Here is a 23,048-nt window from a genome sequence, read left to right as displayed (position 1 = left end):
GCACGGTACCGCTGGGGGCCTGGGGGCTCCGGACCGCCAGAACCCCTGCCGCGTCGCGCGGAAGTGCGGCTACGACCTGACCGCGCGTCCGCCCGACCGCCATGTCCACGCCCTGGAGGCCACCGGACTCCGGCATCCCGGCCGCCCGGCAGGACAGGGACAGTCAGCCCCCGGGGCCGACGGGCCGGCGACCGGTCAGCCGCCCCACCTCCCCGTCACGCCGTCCGGTGGCGCGCACTGCGGGGCCCCTCCCCGCCCTTCGGGGCCAGGCCCCTCACACCCGCTCCGGCCACTGGTCCTGCGGAAGGACGGACGACCGGAGCGGGTACCACCGGTCAGCCGATGGCATACGAGGACAAGCGCCCTCGCCAGGTCACACCGAGGTACGACGGTCCTCACCCGGCAGGCCGGGCGGCCCACCGTCTCCAGACACGACGGGACGCTCCGGGCCCAGTGCCCGGGCGATGATCCGCGCCGCGTCCTCGGGCAGCATCCCCACATCGACGTACACCCGCCCCGGATGCGTCACGATCGGCCGAACCCTCCGGCACACCGCAGGTTCCAGCCCCAACCGCGCCACCCCAGACCTCAGTTCGTCGGCCGCCGCCTCCGCCCGCGCCCAGCACTCCCGCCACCGCTCCAGCTCCATCGCCACCCTCAGTGCCCCTTCCCGTGCGCCGCGATCTCCACGTTGCAGTCCGACACCGCCGAGAAGTCCCCCCGCCTCCACGCCTCCACCCGCTGCCGGGCCAACGCGGCACACACGTCACACCCCTGTACGGGCTTTGGAGGTCTGGGCGGAAGGGGCAGCTCAACGGGTCCCGCCATCGTCGTCTGCGTACTGCGCATGAGCCCCTCCTTGCTCCGACTGCCCTGCGAACGTACCACTATTCGCGAATAGCGGAAAGGTTGCCCTGTGAGGCCCGCCTAGAGTGAGTCGCCTACGGTTACGTGCAGAGGTCACCGGCGACAGCAGGAGGGCACCATGGGCGGCAGGGGCGACTGGGTCAGCACGTCGATGCCGTATCTCACGCCGCGTACGAACGGGCAGGCCGACGCCTGGACCGAGGAAACCGCCGCTCGGGGCCGCAAGGGCACGCAGCGTGTCGTCTTCGCCGGAGAGGTCCCAGCAGGCGAGGAGGTAGCCGCGCTGCTCGGGCTGGCCGACGGCGATCCGGTGGTCATGCGCCGCCGCATCATCGAACTCGACGGTGAGCCGTGCGAGGTGACCGACACGTACTACCCGGCCGACATCGCCCGCGGCACCGCCCTCGCCGGAACGGCGAAGATCCGTGGCGGCGCGGTGTCCCTGCTGGCCGAACTCGGACACATCGGCGTCCGCGTACGCGAAGACGTCACCGCGCGCCTGGCGACGGACAAGGAACGAGAAGCCCTCCAGACCTCCCCGGACCAGCCTGTCCTGCGCCTGGCACGACTCACGCTCGATGCGAACGACCGCCCCATCCAGGCCGACCTGATGACCATGCCTGCCCACCGGCAGCGCCTTCGCTATGAGATGAGCATCGGGTGACCGCGCACCACGGCGATCCAGACCCCCGCGACCACCGCTCCCTCCACGAACGCATCGCCGCCGACCTGCGCGACGAAATCATGAGCGGCGACCTGGCACCGGGAGCCAAGGTGCCGTCCACCGTGCAGCTCAAGGAGCGGTTCGACGCCTCGAACGCAACCATCCAGAAGGCTCTGCAACTCCTCAAGGACGAAGGCCTGGTCATCGGTCGGGCCGGGGCAGCTGTAACTGTTCGAGAACACCGCCAGCGCACCATGCGCCCCGCCGCTTACATGGCCCCAGCTCCGCGGGGCGAACCGTTCCGCTGGCACACCGAAGCGACAAGGCACGGCGGTCAAGCCCGAAGCACCCTGCTGGAGGTGGCACAAGCCGTGCCCCCGGCCGACGTCCGGGAACTCCTCGGCCTCGACGACGGCGAGACGGCCGTCCTGCGCCGCCAGCTCCTCACCATCGACGAAGAACCGGTCGAACTCGTCGCCTCCTACTACCCTGCGGACATCGCCCGAGGCACCCCCGTCACGGAGAACCGCAAGATCCGTGGCGGAACCCCCACCCTCCTTGCGGACCTGGGGTTCCCACCGCGCGTGAGTGTGGACCGCGTATCCGCCCGCATCCCCACCCAGGAACAGGCAGCAGCCCTTCGACTTCCCGGCAATCTGCCCGTCCTTCGAACTCTGCGGGTCGTCTACAGCGACAACGAGCGGCCCGTCGAAGCCACCGTCATGGTCAAGGCAGGACATCTCCACGAACTCCAGTACGAGTTCACGCCGGACTCTCCGGTTCACCCTGGTCCATCCAACCGATCCCAGTAGGTGGTGAACGGCACGACCACCTACCCGGTCCCGATGGTTCTGGTACGCGGCAGGGGCGCTACGGGCGCCTCAGGCGAGACCCTCGCGACCGGTCAAGGCGCGCCGCCCGTGCCGGAGGGGCGGCCGATGCCCGGATTCGCCCTCGTCACCTGCGACTGGTGCGACCGCGTCTTCCACAGCCCCGAAGGCGCCCGCTGCCGCTCCTGCCGCAGTTCCCGAACGCTCAGTTCGCCCGTTCGTAGTGGTAGCCGTCGCCGTGGGCGGGGCCTACGTCGTGGCGGATGCCGGTGGGGGTGGCGAGGGCGAAGTAGGAGGGGTCCTGGGCGGCGCAGTAACTGGCGGAGCGGGCGCGGTCCACGGTTGCCGTGCCGACGTTGATACGGCGGCCGTTGTCCGTCACCGAGACGAGCTTGGCCACGTGTTCGCAGTGGGCGCCGTTGACGTCGGTGACCAGTCTGACGGCGGTCTGGCCGGGAGCGACCCGGTAGACGGTCACCGTCTGGGGCTGGTTGACGTTGTACTGGCCGGAGTACGTCCAGGTGCCGACGAAGGACGACGGGATCCTGTTGTCGGGGGCGGGGGCGGGGGCGGGGGCGGGGGTTGAGGAGGGGCCGGGGGCGGGGGCGGTGCCAGGGTTCGTCCCGGAGCCGGAACCAGAGCCGGAACCGGAGCCGGATCCGGAATCGGAACCGGAACCGGAGTCCGAACCCGAACCGGAACCCGAACCCGAACCGGAGCCGGTGGCAGGCGGCGCGTCGCCTGCCCGGGTGGGTGCGGAGCCACCGGATGCGGCGCCTCGCACGGCGTCGTCCTCCGCCCCGCCGTTCGGAGACGATCCGTCGCCCTTCTCGCCGTCCTTCCCGGGGCCGGGCGAGCCCTCCCCCGCCGTCCCGCTCTGCGAGGAGGAGGGCGTGGGGCCGCCCGAGGCGCGGGTCGACGGTGCGGGTGCGTCCGGCGGCGGAGCCGCGCCGCCGCGGTCCCGGCCCGGCGCGGCCTGCCGCACCCGGTCCTGGTCGTCGGGGAGGACGAAGGGCACGGCGACACCGGTTCCGACGACCACCGCGACGGCTACGGGCAGGATGACCCATCGTCTGCGGGACCGGCCGGGGGGCGTGCCTCCTGCCGGCGGCCGGTCCCCGGGTGCCGGGTCCGGGCGGAGGCCGAGGGTGCCCTGGTCGGCGGCTGCCGGGCCTGCCTCCGGCGCTTCCGGCTCCGGCGCGGTCAGTGCCTCCGCGTCCAGCAGTCTCGCCGCCTGACGGGCCAGCTGGGCCACCAGTTCCGGCGGGAGCCACGCGTCTCCCGTGCCGTGGGTGCCCGCCAGGGGGTCCTCGCCCAGCAGCGTGTCCACGTCGGGGCGTTCCGCGGGGTCCTTCTGCAGGCAGCGGGCTACGAACGCGCGGAGCCGGTCGTCCTTCACCCGGTGCAGTTCCGGTTCGTCCTCGACGATCCCGTACATGACCGCGTGCTGGTTCCCGGCACCGTGGCCGAACGGCAGGCGGGCCGTCGCCGCGTACATCAGGACGCAGCCCAGCGCGAAGACGTCCGCCTCGGGTCCGAGCGGTCTGCCGCGCACCTGTTCCGGGGCCATGAAGCCCGGCGAGCCGACCACCATGCCGGTGCTGGTCACCAGGGACTCCGCCGACGGCTGCATGGCCCGGGCGATGCCGAAGTCGATGACCTTCGGGCCCTCCACGGTGAGCAGCACGTTCGAGGGCTTCAGGTCGCGGTGCAGGATCCCGGCGGCGTGGATGCCGCGCAGGGCCCGCAGCAGGCCGTCCGCCAGGGCGCGCAGGGTGGCGGGCGGGAGGGGACCGTACTGCCGGACGACCTGTTCCAGCGACGGCCCCGGCACGAAGCCGGTCGCCACCCAGGGCCGCTCCGCGTCGGGGTCCGCGTCCAGGACGGGTGCCGTGAAATGCTCCCCGACCTTCCGCGCGGCCTTGATCTCGCGCCGGAAGCGGGCCCGGAACTGTTCGTCCGCCGCGTGCTCCTCATTCACCACCTTGACCGCGACCGTACGGCCGCCCCCGGAACGGGCCAGGTACACCCGGCCCATCCCGCCGGACCCGAGCCGCCCCAGCAGCCGATAACCGCCGATGCGGTCCGGATCGCCCGGGGCCAGCGCCTCCATGCCGGGTACGCCTCCGGTCCCACCGCCACCGGCGGGGCCCGCGCCCTGCCGCGCGCCGCCCTCGGCCCCGCCGGTGCCCCGGCCGGTGCCGTCGCCCGGCCGGTCCGTGCCCCGCCGGTCGTCCTCGGGCGCGTCCCGTCGCCCCTCCGCGCCCTCGCCGCGCAATTCGCCCATGTCCCCCGCCTGGTCCCGCGCCGTCCGCCTGCCTGATCGGTCGTCGAACGCGCAGCAGCCTAGCGGGGGTTGAAGCTGTCAGGCAGCGGCGCCCGGCAGGGACAGGCCGCACCGCCCCCCGGCGCCCGGCAGGGACAGGCCGCACGGGCGACCGGCCGCCGGGGGGAGACCGCCGCATGTGCAGCGGCCGACTGCTCCGCCCCCGTCAGGCGCCGCCCCCCAGCGCCTCCGGCAGCCCCGCCGCGTGCACCACCCGCAGCCCCGACACCGCCCTGGTCAGCGCCACGTACAGGCGCCGCAGTCCGGTGCGCTCGTCCGGTTCCGCGTCCACCACCGCCGCGGGCTCGTCCAGCACCACGTAGTCGTACTCCAGGCCCTTCGCCAGCGAGGCCGGGACCAGCGTCAGACGGGCGTCCGGCCGGGTCTCCTCGCCCGGTGACAGATACGGCACCCCCGCCGCGGCCAGCGCCGCGGCCAGCGCGTCGGTCCTCGGATCCGCCGCGATCAGCGCGATGGACCCCTCCCGTTCCAGGGACTCCACGCAGGCCGCCACCACCTCCGCGTCCCGCGCGTCGACCGGCACCTCCCGCACCTCCATCGAGCCCGGGTTCTCCCGCACCGACCGCACCTCGGCCAGGCCCGGCGCGATGTGCGGCAGCAGCCGGGAGGCGTACGCGATCACGTCACGCGGCACGCGGAAGCCCGCCGTCAGCTCCTCCAGCCGCCCCTCGGGCTTGCCCAGGTGCGCCAGCGCCTCCGCCCAGCTCCGCGTCGCCCACGGCGTCGTGCCCTGCGCCAGGTCCCCCAGCACCGTGGCCGAGCCCGTCGAACAGCGCCGCCCCACCGCCCGGTACTGCATCGGGGACAGGTCCTGCGCCTCGTCCAGCACCACATGGCCCAGCGACTGCGTCCGCGCGATCAGGTCCGCGGCCTCGTCCACCAGCACCGCGTCCGCCGCCGACCACCGCGCCGAGCGGACGCTCCTCGGGGGCTTCTGCCAGAGGACGGTCTTCTGCTCGTCGGCCGTGAGGACACCCTCCGCGTGCGCCGACAGGAACTCCGCGTCCGACAGCAGTCTCAGCACCAGCTTCGCCGGGTCCACCTGCGGCCACAGGGTCCGGACCGCCGCCTTCACCGCCGTGTTCCGCGCCACCGCGTCCTGCACCCGGTCGTCCGGCGCCTCGCCCGCCGCCTCCATCCGCACCAGCACCGCGTGCGCGATCCGCTGCGGCAGCGCCTCGCGGGCCGCGCCGTACCGCATGTCGCGCGCCAGCAGCTCCCGTACGATCTCCTCGACTTCGTACGCGGGGATGCGCCAGCGGCGCGAGCCGCGGACGACCACCACGGGCTCCGTCGGCAGGGTCACATGGGACCGCAGCGCCCGCCGCAGCACCTCCGCCATCCGGGCGTCGCCCTTCAGCACGGCGGCCGCCGCGTCGTCGGCGCCCCGGACCTCGACATGGGCGGACACGAGGTCCTCGACCGTCGCCTGCCTGACCTCCAACTCGCCCAGAGCGGGCAGCACCTGCTCGATGTAGTGGAGGAACGAGCGGTTCGGGCCGATCACCAGGGTGCCCGTGCGGGCCAGCCGCTCCCGGTGCGCGTACAGCAGGTACGCCACCCGGTGCAGGCCCACCGCCGTCTTGCCGGTCCCCGGGCCTCCCTGCACGCAGACCGTCCCGCCGAGGCCGCTGCGCACGATCTCGTCCTGCTCCGGCTGGATCGTGGCCACGATGTCCCGCATCGGGCCCACGCGCGGGCGCTCGATCTCCGTCTGGAGCAGCCGGCTCGTACGCTCCTCCTCCGCCGGGTCGGTGAGGTTCTCGTCCTCGTACGCCGTCAGCTCGCCGCCCGTGTAGCCGAAGCGGCGCCGGAGCCGTACGTCCTGCGGGTTCTTCTTCGACGCCCGGTAGAAGGGCTGCGACACCGGCGCCCGCCAGTCGATCACCATCGGGTCGCCGTCCGCGTCGTGGACGTGCCGCCGTCCGATGTAGAAGCGCTGGCCCTGCTGGGTGGTGGGCAGGTAGTCGACGCGGCCGAAGAACAGCGGGGTGTCGGCGTGGTCCGCGAGGGCCTTGATGCGGTCCTCGATCTGCCGGGTCAGGATCTGCGCGTTGACCCAGTTGGCCGTCACGTCCCGGATGTCGAGCGCCTCCACGTCCTCGCGCATGGCCCGCAGGGCGGTCCGGGACGACGCCAGATGGGCGCGCTCGCGGGCGAGGGGGTCGGAGTCGGGGGTGCTGGCTGCGGACATGGGAGGGCCTCCGGCGTACTGACTTCGGAATGACGGGGCCCTCCGGTTTCCGAGCGGAGGGCGGCGCTCCCTGGCGACGCGGGAGGCGGGCAAGGGAGGGAGTTTAGTGGCGGGCGCGCGGAGCCGCGAACGGTTTCCGCCAGGGCCGCCGGTCCGCCCCGTAGGGGATCCGTAGGGGTCGGCGTCTGACCTGAGTCGTACGCGGGGGCCCGCCCGGTTCCGTCCCGGGAGCGACGAGACCGGGCCCGGGACGCAGCACGATGGACGCATGACCTCCACCACCGTCTCCCCTGCCCCGGGCCCCGCCCTCGGCGCCACCGCGCTGGGCAGCGCCTCCAGGCCCGCCGTCCTCCCTGGTGACGTCTTCCGTGCCCTGCGCGTCCTCGCGTCCACCGCGTTCGAGGTGGCCGTGCTCGGCCGGTACGACGAGGAGGCCGCCGGTGTCGTCAGGCGCTCGCTCCCCCGCCACCTCCGGGAATCCCGTCATCGCCCCGGCTGAGCACATCGCTCGCGTCGATGATCCGGTACGCGTACCCCTGCTCCGCCAGGAACCGCTGGCGGTGCGCCGCGAAGTCCTGGTCGATGGTGTCCCGCGCGACCACCGAGTAGAAGTGCGCCTGGTGCCCGTCCGCCTTGGGCCGCAGCACCCGGCCGAGCCGCTGCGCCTCCTCCTGCCGGGACCCGAAGGTGCCGGACACCTGGATGGCGACGGTCGCCTCCGGCAGGTCGATCGAGAAGTTCGCGACCTTGGACACCACGAGGACGTTGATCTCGCCTTCGCGGAACGCGTCGAAGAGCTTCTCCCGCTGGGCGTTGGACGTCTCGCCCTTGATGACCGGCGCGTCCAGATGCTCCCCCAGCTCGTCGAGCTGGTCGATGTACTGGCCGATGACCAGGATCTGCTGCCCCTCGAACTTCCTGACGAGGGCCTCGGTCACCCGCCGCTTGGTGTCCGTCGTGGCGCAGAAGCGGTACTTCTCCTCGCTCTCGGCGGTCGCGTACGCGAGCCGCTCCGAGTCGGTCAGGTCGACCCGCACCTCCACGCAGTCGGCGGGCGCGATGTAGCCCTGCGACTCGATCTCCTTCCAGGGTGCGTCGAACCGCTTGGGCCCGATGAGCGAGAAGACGTCCGACTCGCGGCCGTCCTCCCGTACGAGGGTCGCGGTGAGACCGAGGCGGCGCCGGGCCTGGAGGTCGGCGGTGAACTTGAAGACGGGCGCGGGCAGCAGATGCACCTCGTCGTAGACGATCAGGCCCCAGTCCCGGGAGTCGAACAGCTCCAGGTGCGGGTAGACGCCCTTCCGCTTGGTCGTCAGCACCTGGTACGTGGCGATGGTGACCGGCCGGATCTCCTTCCTGGTCCCGCTGTACTCGCCCACCTCGTCCTCCGTGAGGGAGGTCCGCTTCACCAGCTCGTGCTTCCACTGGCGGGCCGAGACGGTGTTGGTGACCAGGATCAGCGTGGTGGCCTTGGCCTTCGCCATGGCCCCGGCTCCGACGAGCGTCTTCCCGGCGCCGCAGGGGAGGACGACCACACCGGAGCCGCCGTGCCAGAAGCCCTCGACGGCCTGCTGCTGGTAGGGGCGCAGCGACCAGCCGTCCTCCTCCAGGTCGATGCGGTGGGCCTCGCCGTCGACGTACCCGGCGAGGTCCTCGGCGGGCCAGCCGAGCTTCAGCAGGGTCTGCTTGATCTGGCCGCGCTCGGAGGGGTGGACGGCGACGGTGTCCTGGTCGAGCCGGGTGCCGACGAGCGGCTTGATCCGCTTGGAGCGCAGGATCTCCTCCAGCACCGGGCGGTCCGTGGTGGTGAGGACCAGGCCGTGCACGGGGTGCTTGCTGAGGGTGAGCCGCCCGTAGCGGGCCATGGTCTCCGCGACGTCGACGAGCAGCGCGTGCGGGACGGGGTAGCGGGAGAACTCGACGAGCGCGTCCACGACCTGCTCGGCGTCGTGCCCGGCGGCGCGGGCGTTCCACAGGCCGAGGGGCGTGATCCGGTACGTGTGGATGTGCTCGGGCGCGCGTTCCAGCTCCGCGAACGGCGCGATGGCACGACGGCAGGCGTCGGCCTGCTCGTGGTCGACTTCGAGCAGCAGTGTCTTGTCGCTCTGGACGATCAGGCAGGACACGCGCACACCTCCGGCGGATTGCGTAAGCAGCCGATTTTACCGGGACGGCCCCCGCGTGCGCGGGGCGTGAGCGGGTGGGCGCGGGCGGTGTGCGGGGCGCCCGGCGCTCAGCGGGTCAGGGCGGCGTCCGCGATCACCGCGTCGACGAGCCCCCGCCCTTCCTCCCGCGCTGCCGCGCCCTGACCGCCCCCGCCGTCCTTGTCGCCTTTGTCCTGGGCGAGGCCGATGAGGAAGGCCGAGCGGTCGTCGTCCACCGAGATGATCGTCATCCGGAGGTGGAGGGTGCCGCAGGCCGGGCGGGTCACCTCGACGACCACCGTGTGGGCGGGCCGGTCGCCGACGGCCGTCGCCTCGGAGCGCCGGAGCGTCTTGCCTCCGTCCGGGCAGAAGAACTCGGCGTTCGAGTAGGCCGCGCGCTCCGTCTGCTGCTTCAGCCGGGCCTGCGGGATGCCCCCGGCACGGCCTGCGAGCACCGATCCGCCCGAGCCTCCGGCGCCCCCGGGCCCCTCCCCCGTGACCGCAGAGGTGAAGGCGTCGAGCAGCTTGTCCTCGTTGCGCTGCCAGCCCTCCGGGATCGCGTAGGAGAGCCCGGCCTTCCCGTCGTTCACGCGCGGACGCCCGGCGAACGGACCGTCCCCGTCGCGCATCGCCCACCACGCCACCGCCCCGCCGACGAGGACCAGCAGGAACGCCACGACGACCGCGACCACCTTCCCCGGCCGCACCGGCAGGGGCCGGCCGGCGGAGTCGTACGGCTGACCGGGACTCGGCGGACACGGGGTCGTCGGCGAAGGCGTCGTCATGCCCCCACCTTCCCCGGCCGGGCCCGCGCGGACCTGAGCGCTCGTACTCAGAGCGGTACTCACGACCGGGGGCCCGCCGTCCTGCGGCACCCGGCGCGAGCGCGGGACACCGGTCGTGGTGCTGGTGCCGGACTGTCGGCGGTCGTACCCGTCCGGCACCCTGCCTCAGGACCGGCCTGGAGGGGACTCCGGCTCCCGGGTACGTCCGAGGTGGGTGCGGAGCAGGTCGTCATGGCGGCCCGGGAGGACCAGTTCGAGGCGGTGCGGCAGGCCCTGCGGGGAAGGCGGAGGTGTGCGGCGCCGGGTGAAGTACAGGACGGTGCGCCCGGCAGGCCCGTCGGCGGGGTTGTGGCCGCCGCCGTCCGGGTGGAGACCGCAGTGGTCGCGGAGCAGGGCGCACAGTCCCGGCAGGTGCCGGGGGGCCTCCTCGGTCGTCACGGCCAGGTGGTCCTCGCGGCGGTGCAGACGCTCGTCCCGTGCCACGTCGTCGAAGCTGCGGTCGGGGTCGGCCAGGACGAACGCCTCGATCACCCGGGGAGCGCCCCCGGGTCCCGCCACCGGGATGTACAGAATGCGTACGTCCGGTTGGGCGGTGCGGCCGAGGCGGCGGCGTACGCGTTCGCGGACGACCGTGCTGGGCAGCGGCGGGCGGCTGGGCAGGCCTCGGCGGGCGAGTTCCGCACGGGCCGCGTCGAGGCCGACGGGGAAGATCATCATGGCGAGGTGGTCGACCCGGCATGCCGTGGCGAGCTGTTCGAGCGCTCGGGGCGGTGCGGTACCGGGGAGGACCCCGGCCAGGGCGGTCCGCGTGCAGAGGGTGCGCAGGAGCCGGGCGGCGCGCTCCAGACGGCGCAGATCCTGGTCGTCGAGCGGTGTGGGACCGGCCGTGGGCACGGCGGGGCGGGGGTTCACGGGGCTCCGTCGTTCGCGAGGCGGGTGACCGTTTCGGTGGTGAAGTAGGCGCCGGACGAGGTCTCGGTCAGCCGCCGGGCCAGCACGGCGACGGCGTCGGCGGCGGCCTCGGGCGGCACGCCCCGGCCGGCCTCGATCTGCCCGCGCAGCCACAGGTGCGCCCGGCCGCGCCACGTCGCGGGGTCGGCCTCCCCGGCGAGGACGGCGTCCGTGAATCCGGTGAGGACGATGCCGGGGTGCAGGGACGCGGTGAGGACACCGGTGCCGCGCAGTTCCTGTCCGAGGTTCTCGGTCAGTTTGATGACGGCGGCCTTGGACACGGAGTACGCCGACACGTGCGGCCAGCGGTGCATCCCCGCGTGGCTGGCCAGGTTGACGATCCGTCCGGTGTGCCGGGCCAGCATGGCCGGCAGCAGGGCGTGGGTGGCCAGCAGCACCCCGCGCACGTTGGTGTCCATCGCCGCCCACCACGCCTCGGGGTCGCATTCCCACAGCGGCCCGAACGGCCCCTCGACTCCGGCGTTGTTGACCAGCAGGTCCACCGTGCCGAGTGCGTCGCGCAGCTCGTCCAGCGCCGTCCGCAGGTCGTCGGCCCGGGTGACGTCGGCGGCCCGGCCGTACGCCGTGCAGCCGGCGCTGCGCAGTGTGGTGACGGCGTCGTGGACGCCGCGCTCCGAACGCGCCACCAGAGCCACGCGCACGCCGTCCTGGGCCAGTCTGCGGGCGACGGCGAACCCCAGGCCGCGGCTGCCGCCCGTCACCAGCGCCGTGCGGATCGCGGCGGTCACCGGGGCTCCGCCGGGACGGTGAGCAGCCTGCGGACGATCTTCCCGGAGGCGGTGCGGGGGATGGCAGTGACCCGGTGCACGGTCCGGACGCGCTTGTACGGCGCGACCCGGGCGTTGACGAAGGCGGCGAGTTCGGCGTCCGCCACGGGGGCGCACAGCACGACGTAGGCCACGGGCGCCTCGCCCGTCACCGGGTCGGGGACCGCGGCCACGGCGGCGTCGGCGACCGCCGGATGGCGCTGCATCAGCTCCTCCAGCTCCGCCGGAGCCACCTGGTAGCCGTTGACCTTGATCAGCTCCTTGCACCGGCCGGTGATCCGCAGCGTGCCGCGCTCCAGGGACACCAGGTCTCCGGTGCGCAGCCAGCCGTCCGCGTCGACGGCGTCACGCGCCACCTGAGGCCCGCGCACCCACAGCTCCCCCTGGACGAGCCGGTGCTCCACGCCCGCGACGAGGGGCGCCGTCCGGCCCGGTTCCGGTGTGTCGTCGTCGGCGGCGACCGCGAGGTACCCGGCCGTCTCGGTGAGGCCGTAGCCCATCCGCACCGGGGCACCCAGAACCCGGCGGGCGTCGGCGAGCAGACCGGGCGCCGCGGGAGCGCCTCCGGTGACGACGCCGCGCAGCCGGTCCAGGTTCACCGGGGCCTCCCGTTGCGCGGCGCACAGGGTGCGCAGCTGGGGCGGTACGGCGAAGAGCCGGGTGACGCCGTGCTCCGCCGCCGCCCGCAGGGCCGGTCCCGGCCGGTACCTCGCCAGGGTGACGACCGTGCCGCCGCAGCGCAGTGTGTGATGGAGCACCGCCTGGAGGCCGTAGGCGTGGGCGAAGGGCAGGACGGCGAGCACCCGGTCGTCCGGGGCCAGTGGCAGGGCGGCCGTACCGGCGGTCAGGGCGGCGATCATGTTGCGGTGGCTGAGGCGGACCGTCTTCGGCAGGCCGGTCGTACCGCTGGAGGAGGCGACCACGGCCGTTCCGGCTTCCCGGAGGGAGTCGCTCGCCTCCCTCGCGTGCGGGCCCGCTCCGGTCCCGGCGTTCTCCGGGGCGACGGCAGGCGGGGCGGTCAGCCGTTCCAGGGGTGCGGCCCGCCTCCCTTCGCCGTCCGTGGCGTCGATGAGCCAGCCGGCTCCGGCCTGTTCCAGCTGGCGTCGCGCCTCGTCGGCCGTGTGGGCGGGGTTCACGGGGACGACGCTGCCGCCCGCTGTCAGCACGGCGTGCAGCGCGACCACGAAGTCGATGCCGTTCGACAGCCGCAGCCCCACGGTGTCCCCCTGCCGCAGCCCGAGTCCCAGCAGGCCGTCCGCGGTCCGGCGCACGGCGTCGCCGAGTTCGCGACGGCTGACGCGGCGTCCCGTGTCGGCCTCCACCACCGCTTCCGCATCCCCCGGCCGGGCACCGGCGGCCAGGACGTAGGGCGTCAGCCGCGGCGTCACTCCTCGCCCCCGGCTTCTCCGGCCGCCGCGGCGGGGCGCGCCGCAAGGACCTCCATGTCCAGCGGCAGCGTGGCCCGCCCGGGCTCCAGCCCCGCCCGGGCGAAGAGCCGCTGGTACTCCTGCGGGGTGCGTTCCCGTCCGCTGCTGGTGTTGACCAGCATGTGCAGGTTCCACGCCGTGGCCAGGTCCACGGTGCCGTCCTGCGATCCGAGCGGCTGCTCCGGCAGCGGCCGCTCCACCACCAGCACGACACCACCCGGCACCAGGGCGTCGGCGCAGGCACGCAGCAGCGCGACGCACCGGTCGTCGTCCCAGTCGTGCAGGATGCGGGAGAGGATGTGGACGTCGCAGCCCGGGGGCAGCGGACCGGTGAAGAAGTCGGCCCCCACGAAGGCGAACCGGTCGGCGACTCCCGCCTCGCTCATGCGGGTGCCGCACAGCTCGGACACGTGGGGCTGGTCCACCACCACGCCCCGCAGCCACCGGCACTGCGCCAGCAGCGCGCCGTCACCCCCTCCGACGTCGAGCACGCGGCGGGCGCCCCGGAAGTCGTGGGCTTCGGCCAGCGACTCGAAGAAGACGTCCCCGAACGCCATGGCTCCGGCGAACCGTTCCGCCATGTCGGGCCGCTCCGCCATGTGGTCGAACGCCGGCGCGCCGAACACCCGGGCAAAGCCCTCCTGTCCGGTGCGTACGGCGTACGGCAGCTCGTGCCACGACTGGTGGAACTCGTCTCCGTACAGCAGGGCCAGCTCCCGGGCCGATCCCGGAACTCCGGTGCGCAGCAGGGCACCCAGCGGGGTCAGCGCATAGCCGTCGTCCCGCGGCTCGACCACCCCCAGCCCGGCGAGGAAGAGCAGCAGGCGTTCGGTGGCGCCGGGATCGGCGGCGATCCGCCCGGCCGCCTGCCGCGCCGGGAGAGCGCCGTCGGCGAGAGCGTCCACGAGCCCTAACTCCACAGCGGTACGCACGGCTTGAGTGGTCCAGGCCCCGGTCAGCAGTCCGAGCATCCGACGGCGCAGACCCGCCTGCGCGCCTTGGTGCGTCAGCACGTGGCGCTCGTCATCGTCGTGATCATCACGCGCCGCATTCTGTGTATCGGCATGAAGTCGGCACAAATCACACCGCGTCGTTTCACCCGTTCAGGCGATCTTGGGCAGCGTCTCTGACCGATGGTGCGACGGGTGTCCGAGCCCGGCGGCGCCACCGGCCGGAGCCCGGCTGATCGCATCAGGAAGGAAGGGAAGCGAGCCGCCCGTCCGGGCGGGTGCGCCCGGACGGGCGGGCCTGCATCGCGGCGGGGGCCGGTCGCCGCAGGGCGCGGCGGCCTGTGCGACGGTGACGGTCCTCGACCACGTACCCGGAGCCGCCCCTCCGGGCAGCCGGGACGGCGGCAGACGGGTGAAGTCGGCCGTGCGAATGCCCCATACCCCGGTGACCAGTTCGGCCGGAGGCTCGGCGAACAGGCTTACACAGCTGACGGGTTCCACGCCGCGGCCGACCGGGCGGGCGCCGGTCCGGTAGGCGAGCGTCGAGTTGACGTTACGTCAGAACGCACTTCCTTCAGGTGTGGTGACGGCGACACCGTCGGGCGGAGACGAACCTGTCGCGCGAACCGGGCGCGCGGCATGTGAATGGCCCCTCTGCGGGTGACGCGGCAACGGAACCGGGGAATGCCGAATACGCACGGCATCGAGACGGCAGGCAGGCCACGAGAATCCCGTCACATTCCCGGGCACCGGAATTCCGTACAGGAGAGAACAGCAATCACACTGCCGTCCAGAAAATATGAATGGCTGTCAGTCATCAGAGATCTTCCGCCAGCTCGGCCACGCCCGTGATCCGGTGCAGCGGATAGGTCCGCACCTCGTCGGCCGTGTGGTCGTACGCGGTGACGAAGCCGCCCTCGACCCGGATGGGTGCGATGACGCGCTGGCTCGCGGCGCCGTCCGCGTTGACGTACCCGATCCAGACGGCGGCACTGGTGAGCGCGGCGGCCTGGACAGTCGCGAGGGTGTCGGCGGGCGAGGTCCGGGGCAGCCCGCCCGGCTGGACAGGGGGCGCGGCGGGCTCGGCCTTGCGCGGGGCGGTGGCGGCCCGGTCACCGGCCCGGATCGCGTGCACGGCGGCCCCGAGCAGCGTGTCGTCCGGGAGGGGCGGCCCCTCGGGGACGGGCGCGGGGGCGGTACGCGGAGGGGTGCGGTACGCGTCGGCGCGCGTCACCAGCACGTCCCCCTCGGCCGACTCGGCGGCGGGGGCGTACCCCATGGACCGCAGCCCCTCCAGCAGGGCGGCGGGGTCGGCCTGGGAGGCGAGGACGGTGGGCGCGAGGCGCCGCAGCCCCAGGGGCCCGGACCGGCGGTCTGCCAGGATCTCTCCCAGCAGGGCGTCGTCGTCACACCGTACGTACGAGGACGCGGCCCCCACCCGCACATGCCCGTGTTTCCGGGCGACGTCGTCGATCAGGTAGGCGAGCGGCTGCGGGACCGGTGTACGCGCGTGCTCGGCCAGGAAGGCGTGCAGTTCGGCGGCCGTCCGCCCGGCGTCGAGGGCCCGCCGTACGGACCCGGGTGTGAACCGGTACACGGTGGCTCCGCCCTTGGACTCGACGTCCGCGAGCACGGCCAGCGTGTCGGCCAGCGGCCGGCGCAGCGGCCCGGGCGCGACGGCGGTCAGGTCGGCCTGCAGCAGCACATGGTCCACGGGCTCGGGCAGCAGCGGCGCCAGCAGCGCGACGGCGGCATCGGGCCCCGTCCCGGCGCGCGCGTCCGCCGTGGTCCCGGCGTCCGTGCCCGTCAGCGCCCGCCCGTGCGAGGACAGCGCCCCGCGCCCGGTCACGCCCAGCAGTTCGGCCTCCTCCATGGCCCACCCGGCCAGCCGCGCCCGCAAGTCGACGGCGCCCTCCCGGCCGCCCCGGGGCTCGGCCCCCCGCAGCGGCCGCTCCCACCGCAGCCGCGCCAGCACGGCCCCCGCGTCCGGCGCGGCCCCCTCCGGCAGCGCCCCCAGCAGTTCCAGCACCCGCCGCCGCACCTCGGGGGCGGCCGACCGGTCCAGATCGGGTCCCAGCGCGGCGAGGGTCCGCCCCTTGGCGTCCTGGCTCCCCACCAGTCCCGGCGTGCGCGTCCCAGCGAGCCACACCACCGCCAGCTCGGCCCAGCGCCGCGCGGCCGGCAGCTCCCGCCACTCGTCACAGGCGGGCGTGGGCGCGTACCGCTCGTCCGCCTCGCCGTCCGACGCGATCAGCCCGGCCCCGTACAGCAGCTCCAGCCAGAAGGCGCCGACGGGCTCCGGCACGTCGAGCGAGGCAGCGGTCCGCCGCAGATCCCGCACCGACAGGCCCCCGGCCCGCAGTACAGCGGGCCCGCCCTGGTCCCACTCCTTGAGCAGTTCCTCCACGGTCGCGAGCGCGGTGTGCGCCTGCCCGGCCGCCGTACTGTCCACAACCTGTGGACGGTGTTCCCGTACGGGCTCGACGGCAGGCGGCAGCGGCTCCACCACCCGGTGCGCCCGCCCTCCCCGCAGATGCAGCGCGGCCTCACGCGGCAGGACGACGGTCCGCGCGGAGGTGGGCAGCAACAGCCCCCGGTCGCGCAGCCAGCGCACGGGTGGCGCGGGACTGGCGGTCACCTCCCCGTACGGCGGCCCCCACACCAGCCGGTCGAGCACGGCCAGCGCCTCGGCGGGCGCCTCGTCCAGCAGCCGCCCCATCCGCTCCCGGTCGGCGAAGAGCCCGGCCAGGGCGGCGACGGCGGAAACCGGATCATGTGTGGAGGCCAGCCCCAGCGCCTGCAGGATCTCCTGCAGGCGCTGGGGCGACATCCCGGCAGTGGCCTCCGCGACGGCCGGACCGAGCCCGGTGGGCGAGGGATGCTGCGGCGACGGGGTCAGCAGCTCCCGCGCGGTCCGTACGAGCCGGAGACGCTCGTCCCCGCCCCAGACCAGCGCCTGCTCGCGCAACGTGCCGAGTGCAGCCGGGAGCGCGCGCTCGACCCCGGGATCCCCGCCCTCCCCCGCCATCAGCCGCGAAAGGTCCTCGTACGAGGCGGGATCCGGCGCCACGGCCAGCGCCTCGGCGACCTGCAGGGCGAACCGGTCCAGCCGCTCCAGCGCCCGTACGACGGAGGCCCGGGTCCCGGCGCGGGTGGCGAGCTGCGTCAGGTCGCCCGGCACGGGCGCGAGCAGATCGGGCCGCGCCCGCAGCAGCGCGGCGAGCCGCCGGTCGTCCCGCACCCGCAGCTCTTCGGCCAGCGTCCGCGGCGCACCGCCCCGCATGGCATCCCCCACAGCGGGCGCCACCCCGCCGGCCTGCTCTGCTTCCCGCTCGGCCACGCGCGCCTCCAGTCCCGTCCCGGAACGTTCCCGTCCCGCCAGTGCCCCGCAGCCGACCCCGTGAGGGTCGCGTCATCCGCACCACGTTAGCCCCTGCCCGGGGCACAGGCGCTAACGTCGACGCGTCGGCCACGGCGGGCTCACGGAGAGGTTGCGAGCGAGTGGGCATCGAGAGCGACCAGTTGGTCTTCGACTATCTGAGCCGGGTCGGGGACCTGGCACAGCAGCGGCACGTGCCCGCGAAGCAGCGGATGAACCTCGTCGCGTCCCTGCGCGACGAGATCGCCCGGCAGCGCGAGGACGGCACCGGCACGGACACCCCGGGGACGGTACGGCGCATCCTGGACGGCCTGGGCACGCCCGACGCGGTGGTGACGGCGGTGGCCCGCGGCGCGTTGAACGTCCCGGGGCAGCGCACGGCCCGGACGCCCAGGCCGGCGTCCGACGCGGCCTTCGCCATGGAGGGGGCGGACCTCCCGTCCCCCCGCCCCGAGGACCAGCCGGTCCGGGACCCGCTGCCGGAGCCCGAGTGGTGGCGCGTGAACGGCGACATGCCCGAAACGCCCCCGGATCCGTCGCTGGCGCCGGTACCGGGCTTCATGGGCGGCGTGGAGATCCCGGAGATACTGGAGCACCCGAAGAAGCCGGAGCCGGAGAAGAAGACCGAGCCCCCCGCGGCCGACGGCCCCCGCTTCCTCCCCGCCTTCCTGAAGCGCCGAAGAGCACAGCTCCGGGCGGCTCCCGGAGAAGAGCCCTCCGACGCCCCGCCCCCCGCCCGGAGACCCGCCCTCCCCCGCAACCCCTTCCTCCTCCTGGCCTCGGTTCTCCTCGTCGTGGGAGTGGTGCTGGGCTCATGGCCGGCGCTGGCCGGCGGCTGGGCGATGGCGTACGCCTCCCGCAAGCTGAGCCGCGCCCAGGCCAAGTGGGCGGTCTTCGGCCTCCCGGGCCTGGCGGCGGCGGGCGGTGCGGTCTGGCTGTGGGGCCGGCTGGACGGCCGCTGGGGCGACCAGGTCCCGTCGGGCGGTGAGGCCCTGAGCGAGGCCCTGACGGCGACCTGGCCGTGGGTGATCCGGGCGGCGGCCCTGGCATCGGCGCTGTACCTGCTGTGGCGGGCGCGCCGCGCCTGACGCCCGCCCCCGCTCTAGGCAGAGGCGCGGGGGACGACCCGGATGTTGAAGGTGTGGGATCCCAGACCGCCCGCGATGCCCATGAAGAGCAGGGCGAAATGCTCCTGTCCGCGTGCGGTGGTGATGTCCCCGATGTCCAGGTGCGACGACGGCGGCCAGCCGAGGTCGGTGAGGAGGAGGCCGGTGGTCCGTTTGGCTTCGGCGTCGTCGCCGGAGAGGAAGACGGTGCTCGGCCCGTCGAGACCGTCCGGTGCGGTCATCGCGGTGGAATCCATGGTGCACAGCGTCTTGACGACGGGGGTCTGGGGGAAGGCCGCCTGGATCTGCTCTGCCAGGCTGCTGTTGGGGTGGGAGAGTTCGGTGAAGTCCTCGGAGAGGCCGACCCCGATGTCGATCAGCGGGGTCCCGGCCAGCGCCGGTGCCCCGATGGAGTGCAGCAGTTCCAGGGAGACGTTCCCCGGGGTGGCGTTGACGAGTACCTCCGCATGGGCGGCGGTGTCGTTCAGGCCCGCCACGGGGAGGCCGAGGCCGGTCCGGTCCTCGGGCCGACGCGAACCGAGGAGCACATCGTGTCCTGCGGCACTCCAGCCATGGGCCAGTGCCCGGGCGACGTTGCCGGTTCCAAGTAGTCCTAAGCGCATGCCGAGACACTAACTTCCGCTGTTCCGGGGCGGATCGGCCCTCGGGCCCAGGTATACCGGCACCAAGGTCCTAGCCCGTCCGGCTGAGGGAACCGTGCGGACCGCGCATCGAAGAACCCTCCCCGCAAAGGAGTTGCTCCTCCCCTGATCCCGGCGGGACCGCACAGCGCCCGCGGGCTGTGCGGTCCCGGCAGAGAGAGCATCCATCGCGGATCGGCGCGCGCGAGGACCCGGGAGCACCTGCTGGCCGCCGGTCGCCCCGGTGCGGCGTGCGTTCGCCTGCTCCCGCACCGCCCGCGGGGTCCGCGGCGCCGCCGGCCGTCGGCTCGTCCGCCCCGAGCGCCGGCGCCGCACACCCGCGGACCGCGGGGTCAGGGTGCGTGAGGGCGTCCCGCAGCAGTGCGGTCGCCTCGGCGCCCGGGATCTCCGCGAGGCTCTCCACGGCACGCTTCCGCACCTCGGCCACGGGGGAGCCGAGGCCTTCCGCCAGCAGCGCCGGTGCGCCGTCGCCCGCATGGGCCAGGGCCCATCGGAGGGCTCCGGCGACGTTCGGGTCCGGCTCGCTCAGCACCGCCTCGACCAGTGCCTCCACCGGCACCGGAACCTCCTCGACCGCGGACAGGGCCGCGCGCTGGCGCTGCCCGGCGCTCTCCGAGCCGAGGGCGTGGAGGAGCGCGACGGTCTGGAGGACGTCCTCCCACCCGGCTGGTTCCGCGGCACCGATCCGCCGCAGGCGCCCGAGCAACTCCTCCTCCGCCGCGATGCGTTCCCGCGACCGGCGGATCAGGTCGTCGACGAGGCCCGAGGGCTTGAAGCCCGGGTCGTCCAGCGCGCGCCCGACGTCCCTCAGCGACAGCCCCAACGACCGCAGGCTCTCCACGTGGAAGATCCGCCGGACGTCCTCACCGGAGTACTCGCGGTAGCCGGATGCGGTACGGCCCGTCGGCCGCACCAGGCCGAGCGCTTCGTAGTGCCTGAGCATGCGGGCACTGACCCCGGACCGCCGGGCCACCTCACCGATCAGCACCGCCCGCTCACCCCTCCCGGCCCGTCGCGCCGAGCGCCACGACGCGCTTCGCCTCCTCGGCCGCGAGCTCGAACCCGGCGTCCGGGTCCCGCCGCAGCCGTTCCGTCGCGACCGCGTGCCCACGCACCCGGGGATCGGGATCCGTCAGCGCGGCCCGAAGCAGCGGCACCGTCACGTCACCCAGGGCGATCAGCGCCCGGCTGAGACTCGACTGCGTCGCCCGCTCGCCGCGCCCGAGCTGTGTCGCCAACACCCCGGCCAGTGCGGCTTCCTCCCCCTCGGGCACCAGGACGACCGCCGCCCGCCAGGCACTTCGCGCCACCTCGTCGTCGGCGTCCGCCAGCAGCGCCCGGGTGATCGCCGGCCACGCCCGCCGGTCCCCGATCTTGGACAGCGTGTGCAGGGCCTGGCTCCGTGCCTGTACGCGTTCCGAGCGGAGTTCGCCGACGAGCCTCGGGACGGTCCTCGACGGTGGGTGGCGGGTGAGTGCCCAGGTCAGCATCTCCCGAACGGAGAACTCGGGCTCGACCGCGCACCGTTCGACGAGCCGGTCGACACACCGCGGGTCCGGGGTCGTGCCGACGGCCAGCGCCGCCCGCAGCCTCACCGACGCGCTGTGGTTCTCCAGCGCCCGGAGGGCGCTCACCGTGCTCGTGTCCTGTTCCGGCAGGGTCATCGGGACCACCTCCTCGACCGCAGTGAAGACCTTGTCACCGTGTCAAGGTCAAGCGGGCGTCCCCGCGGGCTGCGCCGTGCGGGCTCCGCCGGAGCGGGGGCACCGGATCAGGACCGTCCGCGCGGCGCCTCGTCGTCCGGGGTGTCCGGGCTCGCGAAGTGGAACGGCACCGAGAGGAACCCGGCCGGCGCGCGCCCGGCCCGCTCGGCCGCGGCTGCCGACGGGTGCGCCCGGCCGCGGGGACCGTCGCCGAGAAACCGCACGGCCGCATCGGCGTGGACGGTGGCCAGGCGGTGATCGCCCGGCGGGTCGGCGGTGACGGCCAGGAGGAGTACGAACCAGTCGTGGACGGTGTCCCCGTCCCACACCGCCTCGACCGCCGCGACCGGGCCGGGGGCGGAGGAGGCGCGGGCGGCCAGGGACTCCACGTCCAGCGGGTCGTCCGGGGTGCGGGCGATCCGGTCACCGTGGCGGGCGTACCGCCGGTGCACGACGAGCTGGGCCTCGTGCAGACCAAGGCCCTGGGCGCGGCCCGCCTCCCAGACGGTGCGGACGGCGTGCAGGCGGGCGTCCTGGAGGACGTACGCGTCGACCTGCGCGCGGATCCCGGCAGGCAGCCGATCCCACCACCCGGCCCCTTCGGTCCTGGCCCCGTCTCCCATCCGCTGATCCCCTCAGACGCGGGCGCGGGACCCCGTCGGCCTCCCGTACGCCCGTGGCCGCGCACCGCCGGGCGCCGCGGCCGTGAGGGCCCCGGTCGCGCCCAGGGACTGGGGGAGGTTCCCTGCCCGCCGGTCTGGACGTTCCGTCGGCAACGCACCGCCCGGCGGCGTCCGAAAACCGACTGCCCACGCCTCCTCGGCACAATGAGCCCATGACACGCGCACTCACCGTCGGCTTCGACCTCGACATGACGCTCATCGACTCCCGCCCCGGTATCCGGGCCACCTACCGGGAGCTGTCGGCCCGCACGGGAGTGTGGATCGACGCCGATCTGGCGGTCTCCCGGCTCGGTCCGCCTCTGGAGAAGGAGCTCGCCAACTGGTTCCCGGAGGAACGGATCGCGGACATGGTGGACGCCTTCCGTGAGATCTATCCCACACACGCGGTGACGCCGTCGCCCGCACTGCCCGGCGCCGAGGGTGCAATTCAAGCCGTTCGCGCGGCGGGCGGGCGCTCGCTCGTGGTCACCGCCAAGAACGAGCCCCACGCCAGGCTCCACCTCACACACCTGGGCCTCGGCCCCGACAAGGTGGTGGGCGGTCTGTGGGCCGAGGCCAAGGCGGAGGCCCTGAAGGAGAACCACGCGCGCGTGTACGTGGGCGACCACCTGGGGGACATACGCGGCGCCCGCGCGGCGGGCGCCCTCGCGGTCTCCGTGGCGACGGGGCCCTACGACGAGGAGGCCCTGCGGGCGGCGGGCGCGGACGTCGTCCTGCCTGATCTGACGGCCTTTCCCGCCTGGTGGGCGGCCTACGCGGAGCGGACCGCTCCCCTGGCCTGACGGCGCTGCGCCGCGATCGAACGGAACACCCCGGCACCGGAGATCAGAAAACCGACGCCCATGAGCATGCACACGCCGTACGCGACCGGGGGGAAGGGATCCGTTCCCAGGAAGAGCGGTGCCATGGTGACGAGTGTGGCGACCGCGCCGATGACGAAGACGACGGCACCGGCACGGATCAGCCCGTCCCCGGGCGCGGGGGCGCTCTCGGTGGTTTCACTACGCATTCAGCCAGGGTAGTTCCCAGGCCGGAGGAACGAACCGGGGACGTCTTGTCACGACGCCCGGGACCATTAGCCTTATTCGATGGCGGGTCCGGTGCGACCCGCTGTAGTGCTATCCAGAGCCGTTTTCCCGGCGTGCCCCATCGAGTACGAAGACGAGGAACAGGACGTGCCTACCGGCAAGGTCAAGTGGTTCAACAGCGAGAAGGGCTTCGGCTTTCTCTCCCGCGACGACGGCGGCGACGTCTTCGTGCACTCGTCCGTGCTCCCTTCGGGGGTCGACACCCTGAAGCCCGGGCAGCGCGTGGAGTTCGGCGTGGTGGCGGGCCAGCGGGGCGACCAGGCACTGTCCCTGACGGTTCTGGAGCCCGCGCCCTCGGTCGCGGCGGCGCAGCGGCGGAAGCCGGACGAGCTGGCGTCGATCGTGCAGGATCTGACGACGCTGCTGGAGAACATCACGCCGATGCTGGAGCGGGGCCGGTACCCCGACAAGGCGCACGGCAGGAAGATCGCGGGCCTGCTGCGCGCGGTGGCGGACCAGCTGGACGTCTGACCCCGGCCG

General features: G+C 74.0%; 22 protein-coding genes. 6 read left to right on the top strand and 16 right to left on the bottom strand.

The genetic code is table 11. The features are described from left to right. Positions 1 to 373 precede the first annotated feature (373 nt). Both I3F58_RS03755 and I3F58_RS03750 read right to left on the bottom strand, forming a co-directional pair. Positions 374 to 655, bottom strand: a complete 282-nt coding sequence (locus I3F58_RS03755) for a hypothetical protein (protein WP_240106713.1) — start codon at positions 653 to 655, stop codon at positions 374 to 376. A 2-nt stretch (positions 656 to 657) separates the two neighbouring features. Continuing rightward, entirely contained in the window at positions 658 to 849 is a 192-nt protein-coding gene (locus tag I3F58_RS03750; protein ID WP_240106712.1) for a hypothetical protein, read from the bottom strand. A 136-nt stretch (positions 850 to 985) separates the two neighbouring features. On the opposite strand from I3F58_RS03750, the gene I3F58_RS03745 reads away from it, so the two are divergent. Both I3F58_RS03745 and I3F58_RS03740 read left to right on the top strand, forming a co-directional pair. Next, a complete protein-coding gene (locus tag I3F58_RS03745) occupies positions 986 to 1,531 on the top strand; it encodes a GntR family transcriptional regulator (RefSeq protein ID WP_240106711.1) in 546 nt (181 codons plus the stop codon). Beyond that, positions 1,528 to 2,343, top strand: coding sequence for a GntR family transcriptional regulator (locus I3F58_RS03740; RefSeq protein ID WP_240106710.1), 816 nt, complete (start codon positions 1,528 to 1,530; stop codon positions 2,341 to 2,343). The genes I3F58_RS03745 and I3F58_RS03740 overlap by 4 nt, the downstream gene beginning before the upstream one ends. A 223-nt stretch (positions 2,344 to 2,566) precedes the next feature. Here I3F58_RS03740 and I3F58_RS03735 read toward each other — a convergent pair whose 3' ends face one another. After that, positions 2,567 to 4,648, bottom strand: coding sequence for a serine/threonine-protein kinase (locus I3F58_RS03735; RefSeq protein ID WP_374207895.1), 2,082 nt, complete (start codon positions 4,646 to 4,648; stop codon positions 2,567 to 2,569). Between the two features lie 205 nt (positions 4,649 to 4,853). Continuing rightward, positions 4,854 to 6,902 carry a UvrD-helicase domain-containing protein gene (locus tag I3F58_RS03730; RefSeq protein WP_240106709.1) on the bottom strand — a complete coding sequence of 683 codons (2,049 nt, stop codon included), beginning with the start codon at positions 6,900 to 6,902 and terminating at the stop codon, positions 4,854 to 4,856. Positions 6,903 to 7,170: 268 nt separating this feature from the next. On the opposite strand from I3F58_RS03730, the gene I3F58_RS03725 reads away from it, so the two are divergent. Further along, a complete protein-coding gene (locus I3F58_RS03725) occupies positions 7,171 to 7,401 on the top strand; it encodes a hypothetical protein (RefSeq protein ID WP_240106708.1) in 231 nt (76 codons plus the stop codon). Here the strand turns inward: I3F58_RS03725 and I3F58_RS03720 are convergent. The 7 genes from I3F58_RS03720 to I3F58_RS03690 all read right to left on the bottom strand — a co-directional run bounded on the left by I3F58_RS03720 (position 7,349) and on the right by I3F58_RS03690 (position 17,230). Beyond that, a complete protein-coding gene (locus tag I3F58_RS03720; RefSeq protein WP_240106707.1) occupies positions 7,349 to 9,028 on the bottom strand; it encodes a DNA repair helicase XPB in 1,680 nt (559 codons plus the stop codon). The genes I3F58_RS03725 and I3F58_RS03720 overlap by 53 nt on opposite strands. Before the next feature lie 107 nt (positions 9,029 to 9,135). After that, entirely contained in the window at positions 9,136 to 9,831 is a 696-nt protein-coding gene (locus tag I3F58_RS03715; protein ID WP_240106706.1) for a hypothetical protein, read from the bottom strand. A gap of 165 nt (positions 9,832 to 9,996) precedes the next feature. After that, entirely contained in the window at positions 9,997 to 10,743 is a 747-nt protein-coding gene (locus I3F58_RS03710; protein WP_240106705.1) for a hypothetical protein, read from the bottom strand. Continuing rightward, positions 10,740 to 11,531 carry an SDR family oxidoreductase gene (locus tag I3F58_RS03705; protein ID WP_240106704.1) on the bottom strand — a complete coding sequence of 264 codons (792 nt, stop codon included), beginning with the start codon at positions 11,529 to 11,531 and terminating at the stop codon, positions 10,740 to 10,742. Before I3F58_RS03705 ends, I3F58_RS03710 begins: the two co-directional genes overlap by 4 nt. Continuing rightward, positions 11,528 to 12,958 (bottom strand): AMP-binding protein, encoded by a 1,431-nt coding sequence (locus tag I3F58_RS03700; RefSeq protein WP_240106703.1) that lies wholly within the window; start codon positions 12,956 to 12,958, stop codon positions 11,528 to 11,530. Before I3F58_RS03700 ends, I3F58_RS03705 begins: the two co-directional genes overlap by 4 nt. After that, complete coding sequence (locus tag I3F58_RS03695) at positions 12,955 to 14,010, bottom strand: acetylserotonin O-methyltransferase (RefSeq protein WP_240106702.1); 1,056 nt, start codon at positions 14,008 to 14,010, stop codon at positions 12,955 to 12,957. The genes I3F58_RS03700 and I3F58_RS03695 overlap by 4 nt, the downstream gene beginning before the upstream one ends. A 754-nt stretch (positions 14,011 to 14,764) precedes the next feature. Further along, positions 14,765 to 17,230: a helicase C-terminal domain-containing protein gene (locus I3F58_RS03690; RefSeq protein ID WP_240106732.1), complete on the bottom strand. Its 2,466-nt coding sequence runs from the start codon at positions 17,228 to 17,230 to the stop codon at positions 14,765 to 14,767. Positions 17,231 to 17,448: 218 nt separating this feature from the next. On the opposite strand from I3F58_RS03690, the gene I3F58_RS03685 reads away from it, so the two are divergent. Then, a complete protein-coding gene (locus tag I3F58_RS03685; protein ID WP_240106701.1) occupies positions 17,449 to 18,414 on the top strand; it encodes a hypothetical protein in 966 nt (321 codons plus the stop codon). A 14-nt stretch (positions 18,415 to 18,428) separates the two neighbouring features. Here the strand turns inward: I3F58_RS03685 and I3F58_RS03680 are convergent, their stop codons facing one another. The 4 genes from I3F58_RS03680 to I3F58_RS03665 all read right to left on the bottom strand — a co-directional run bounded on the left by I3F58_RS03680 (position 18,429) and on the right by I3F58_RS03665 (position 21,420). Then, a complete protein-coding gene (locus I3F58_RS03680; protein WP_240106700.1) occupies positions 18,429 to 19,055 on the bottom strand; it encodes an NADPH-dependent F420 reductase in 627 nt (208 codons plus the stop codon). Between the two features lie 70 nt (positions 19,056 to 19,125). Beyond that, a complete protein-coding gene (locus I3F58_RS03675; RefSeq protein WP_240106699.1) occupies positions 19,126 to 20,082 on the bottom strand; it encodes a MerR family transcriptional regulator in 957 nt (318 codons plus the stop codon). A 7-nt stretch (positions 20,083 to 20,089) separates the two neighbouring features. Then, positions 20,090 to 20,758: a HEAT repeat domain-containing protein gene (locus I3F58_RS03670; protein WP_240106698.1), complete on the bottom strand. Its 669-nt coding sequence runs from the start codon at positions 20,756 to 20,758 to the stop codon at positions 20,090 to 20,092. Between the two features lie 107 nt (positions 20,759 to 20,865). Further along, on the bottom strand, positions 20,866 to 21,420 hold the full coding sequence (locus I3F58_RS03665) for a hypothetical protein (RefSeq protein WP_240106697.1): 555 nt from the start codon (positions 21,418 to 21,420) through the stop codon (positions 20,866 to 20,868). 212 nt (positions 21,421 to 21,632) lie between these two features. Between I3F58_RS03665 and I3F58_RS03660 the strand changes: the two genes are divergently transcribed. Next, a complete protein-coding gene (locus I3F58_RS03660; protein WP_240106696.1) occupies positions 21,633 to 22,262 on the top strand; it encodes an HAD family hydrolase in 630 nt (209 codons plus the stop codon). On the opposite strand, the gene I3F58_RS03655 is transcribed toward I3F58_RS03660, so the two are convergent. Then, positions 22,232 to 22,489, bottom strand: a complete 258-nt coding sequence (locus tag I3F58_RS03655; protein WP_240106695.1) for a hypothetical protein — start codon at positions 22,487 to 22,489, stop codon at positions 22,232 to 22,234. The two genes, I3F58_RS03660 and I3F58_RS03655, sit on opposite strands and share 31 nt — an antisense overlap. Before the next feature lie 166 nt (positions 22,490 to 22,655). On the opposite strand from I3F58_RS03655, the gene I3F58_RS29270 reads away from it, so the two are divergent. Further along, complete coding sequence (locus tag I3F58_RS29270; protein ID WP_308354945.1) at positions 22,656 to 23,039, top strand: cold-shock protein; 384 nt, start codon at positions 22,656 to 22,658, stop codon at positions 23,037 to 23,039. Positions 23,040 to 23,048: the final 9 nt, after the last annotated feature.

The sequence above is a fragment of the Streptomyces sp. MUM 203J genome (assembly GCF_022414595.1).
Lineage (GTDB): Bacteria > Actinomycetota > Actinomycetes > Streptomycetales > Streptomycetaceae > Streptomyces.
This window is presented reverse-complemented; position numbering and strand designations above follow the sequence as displayed.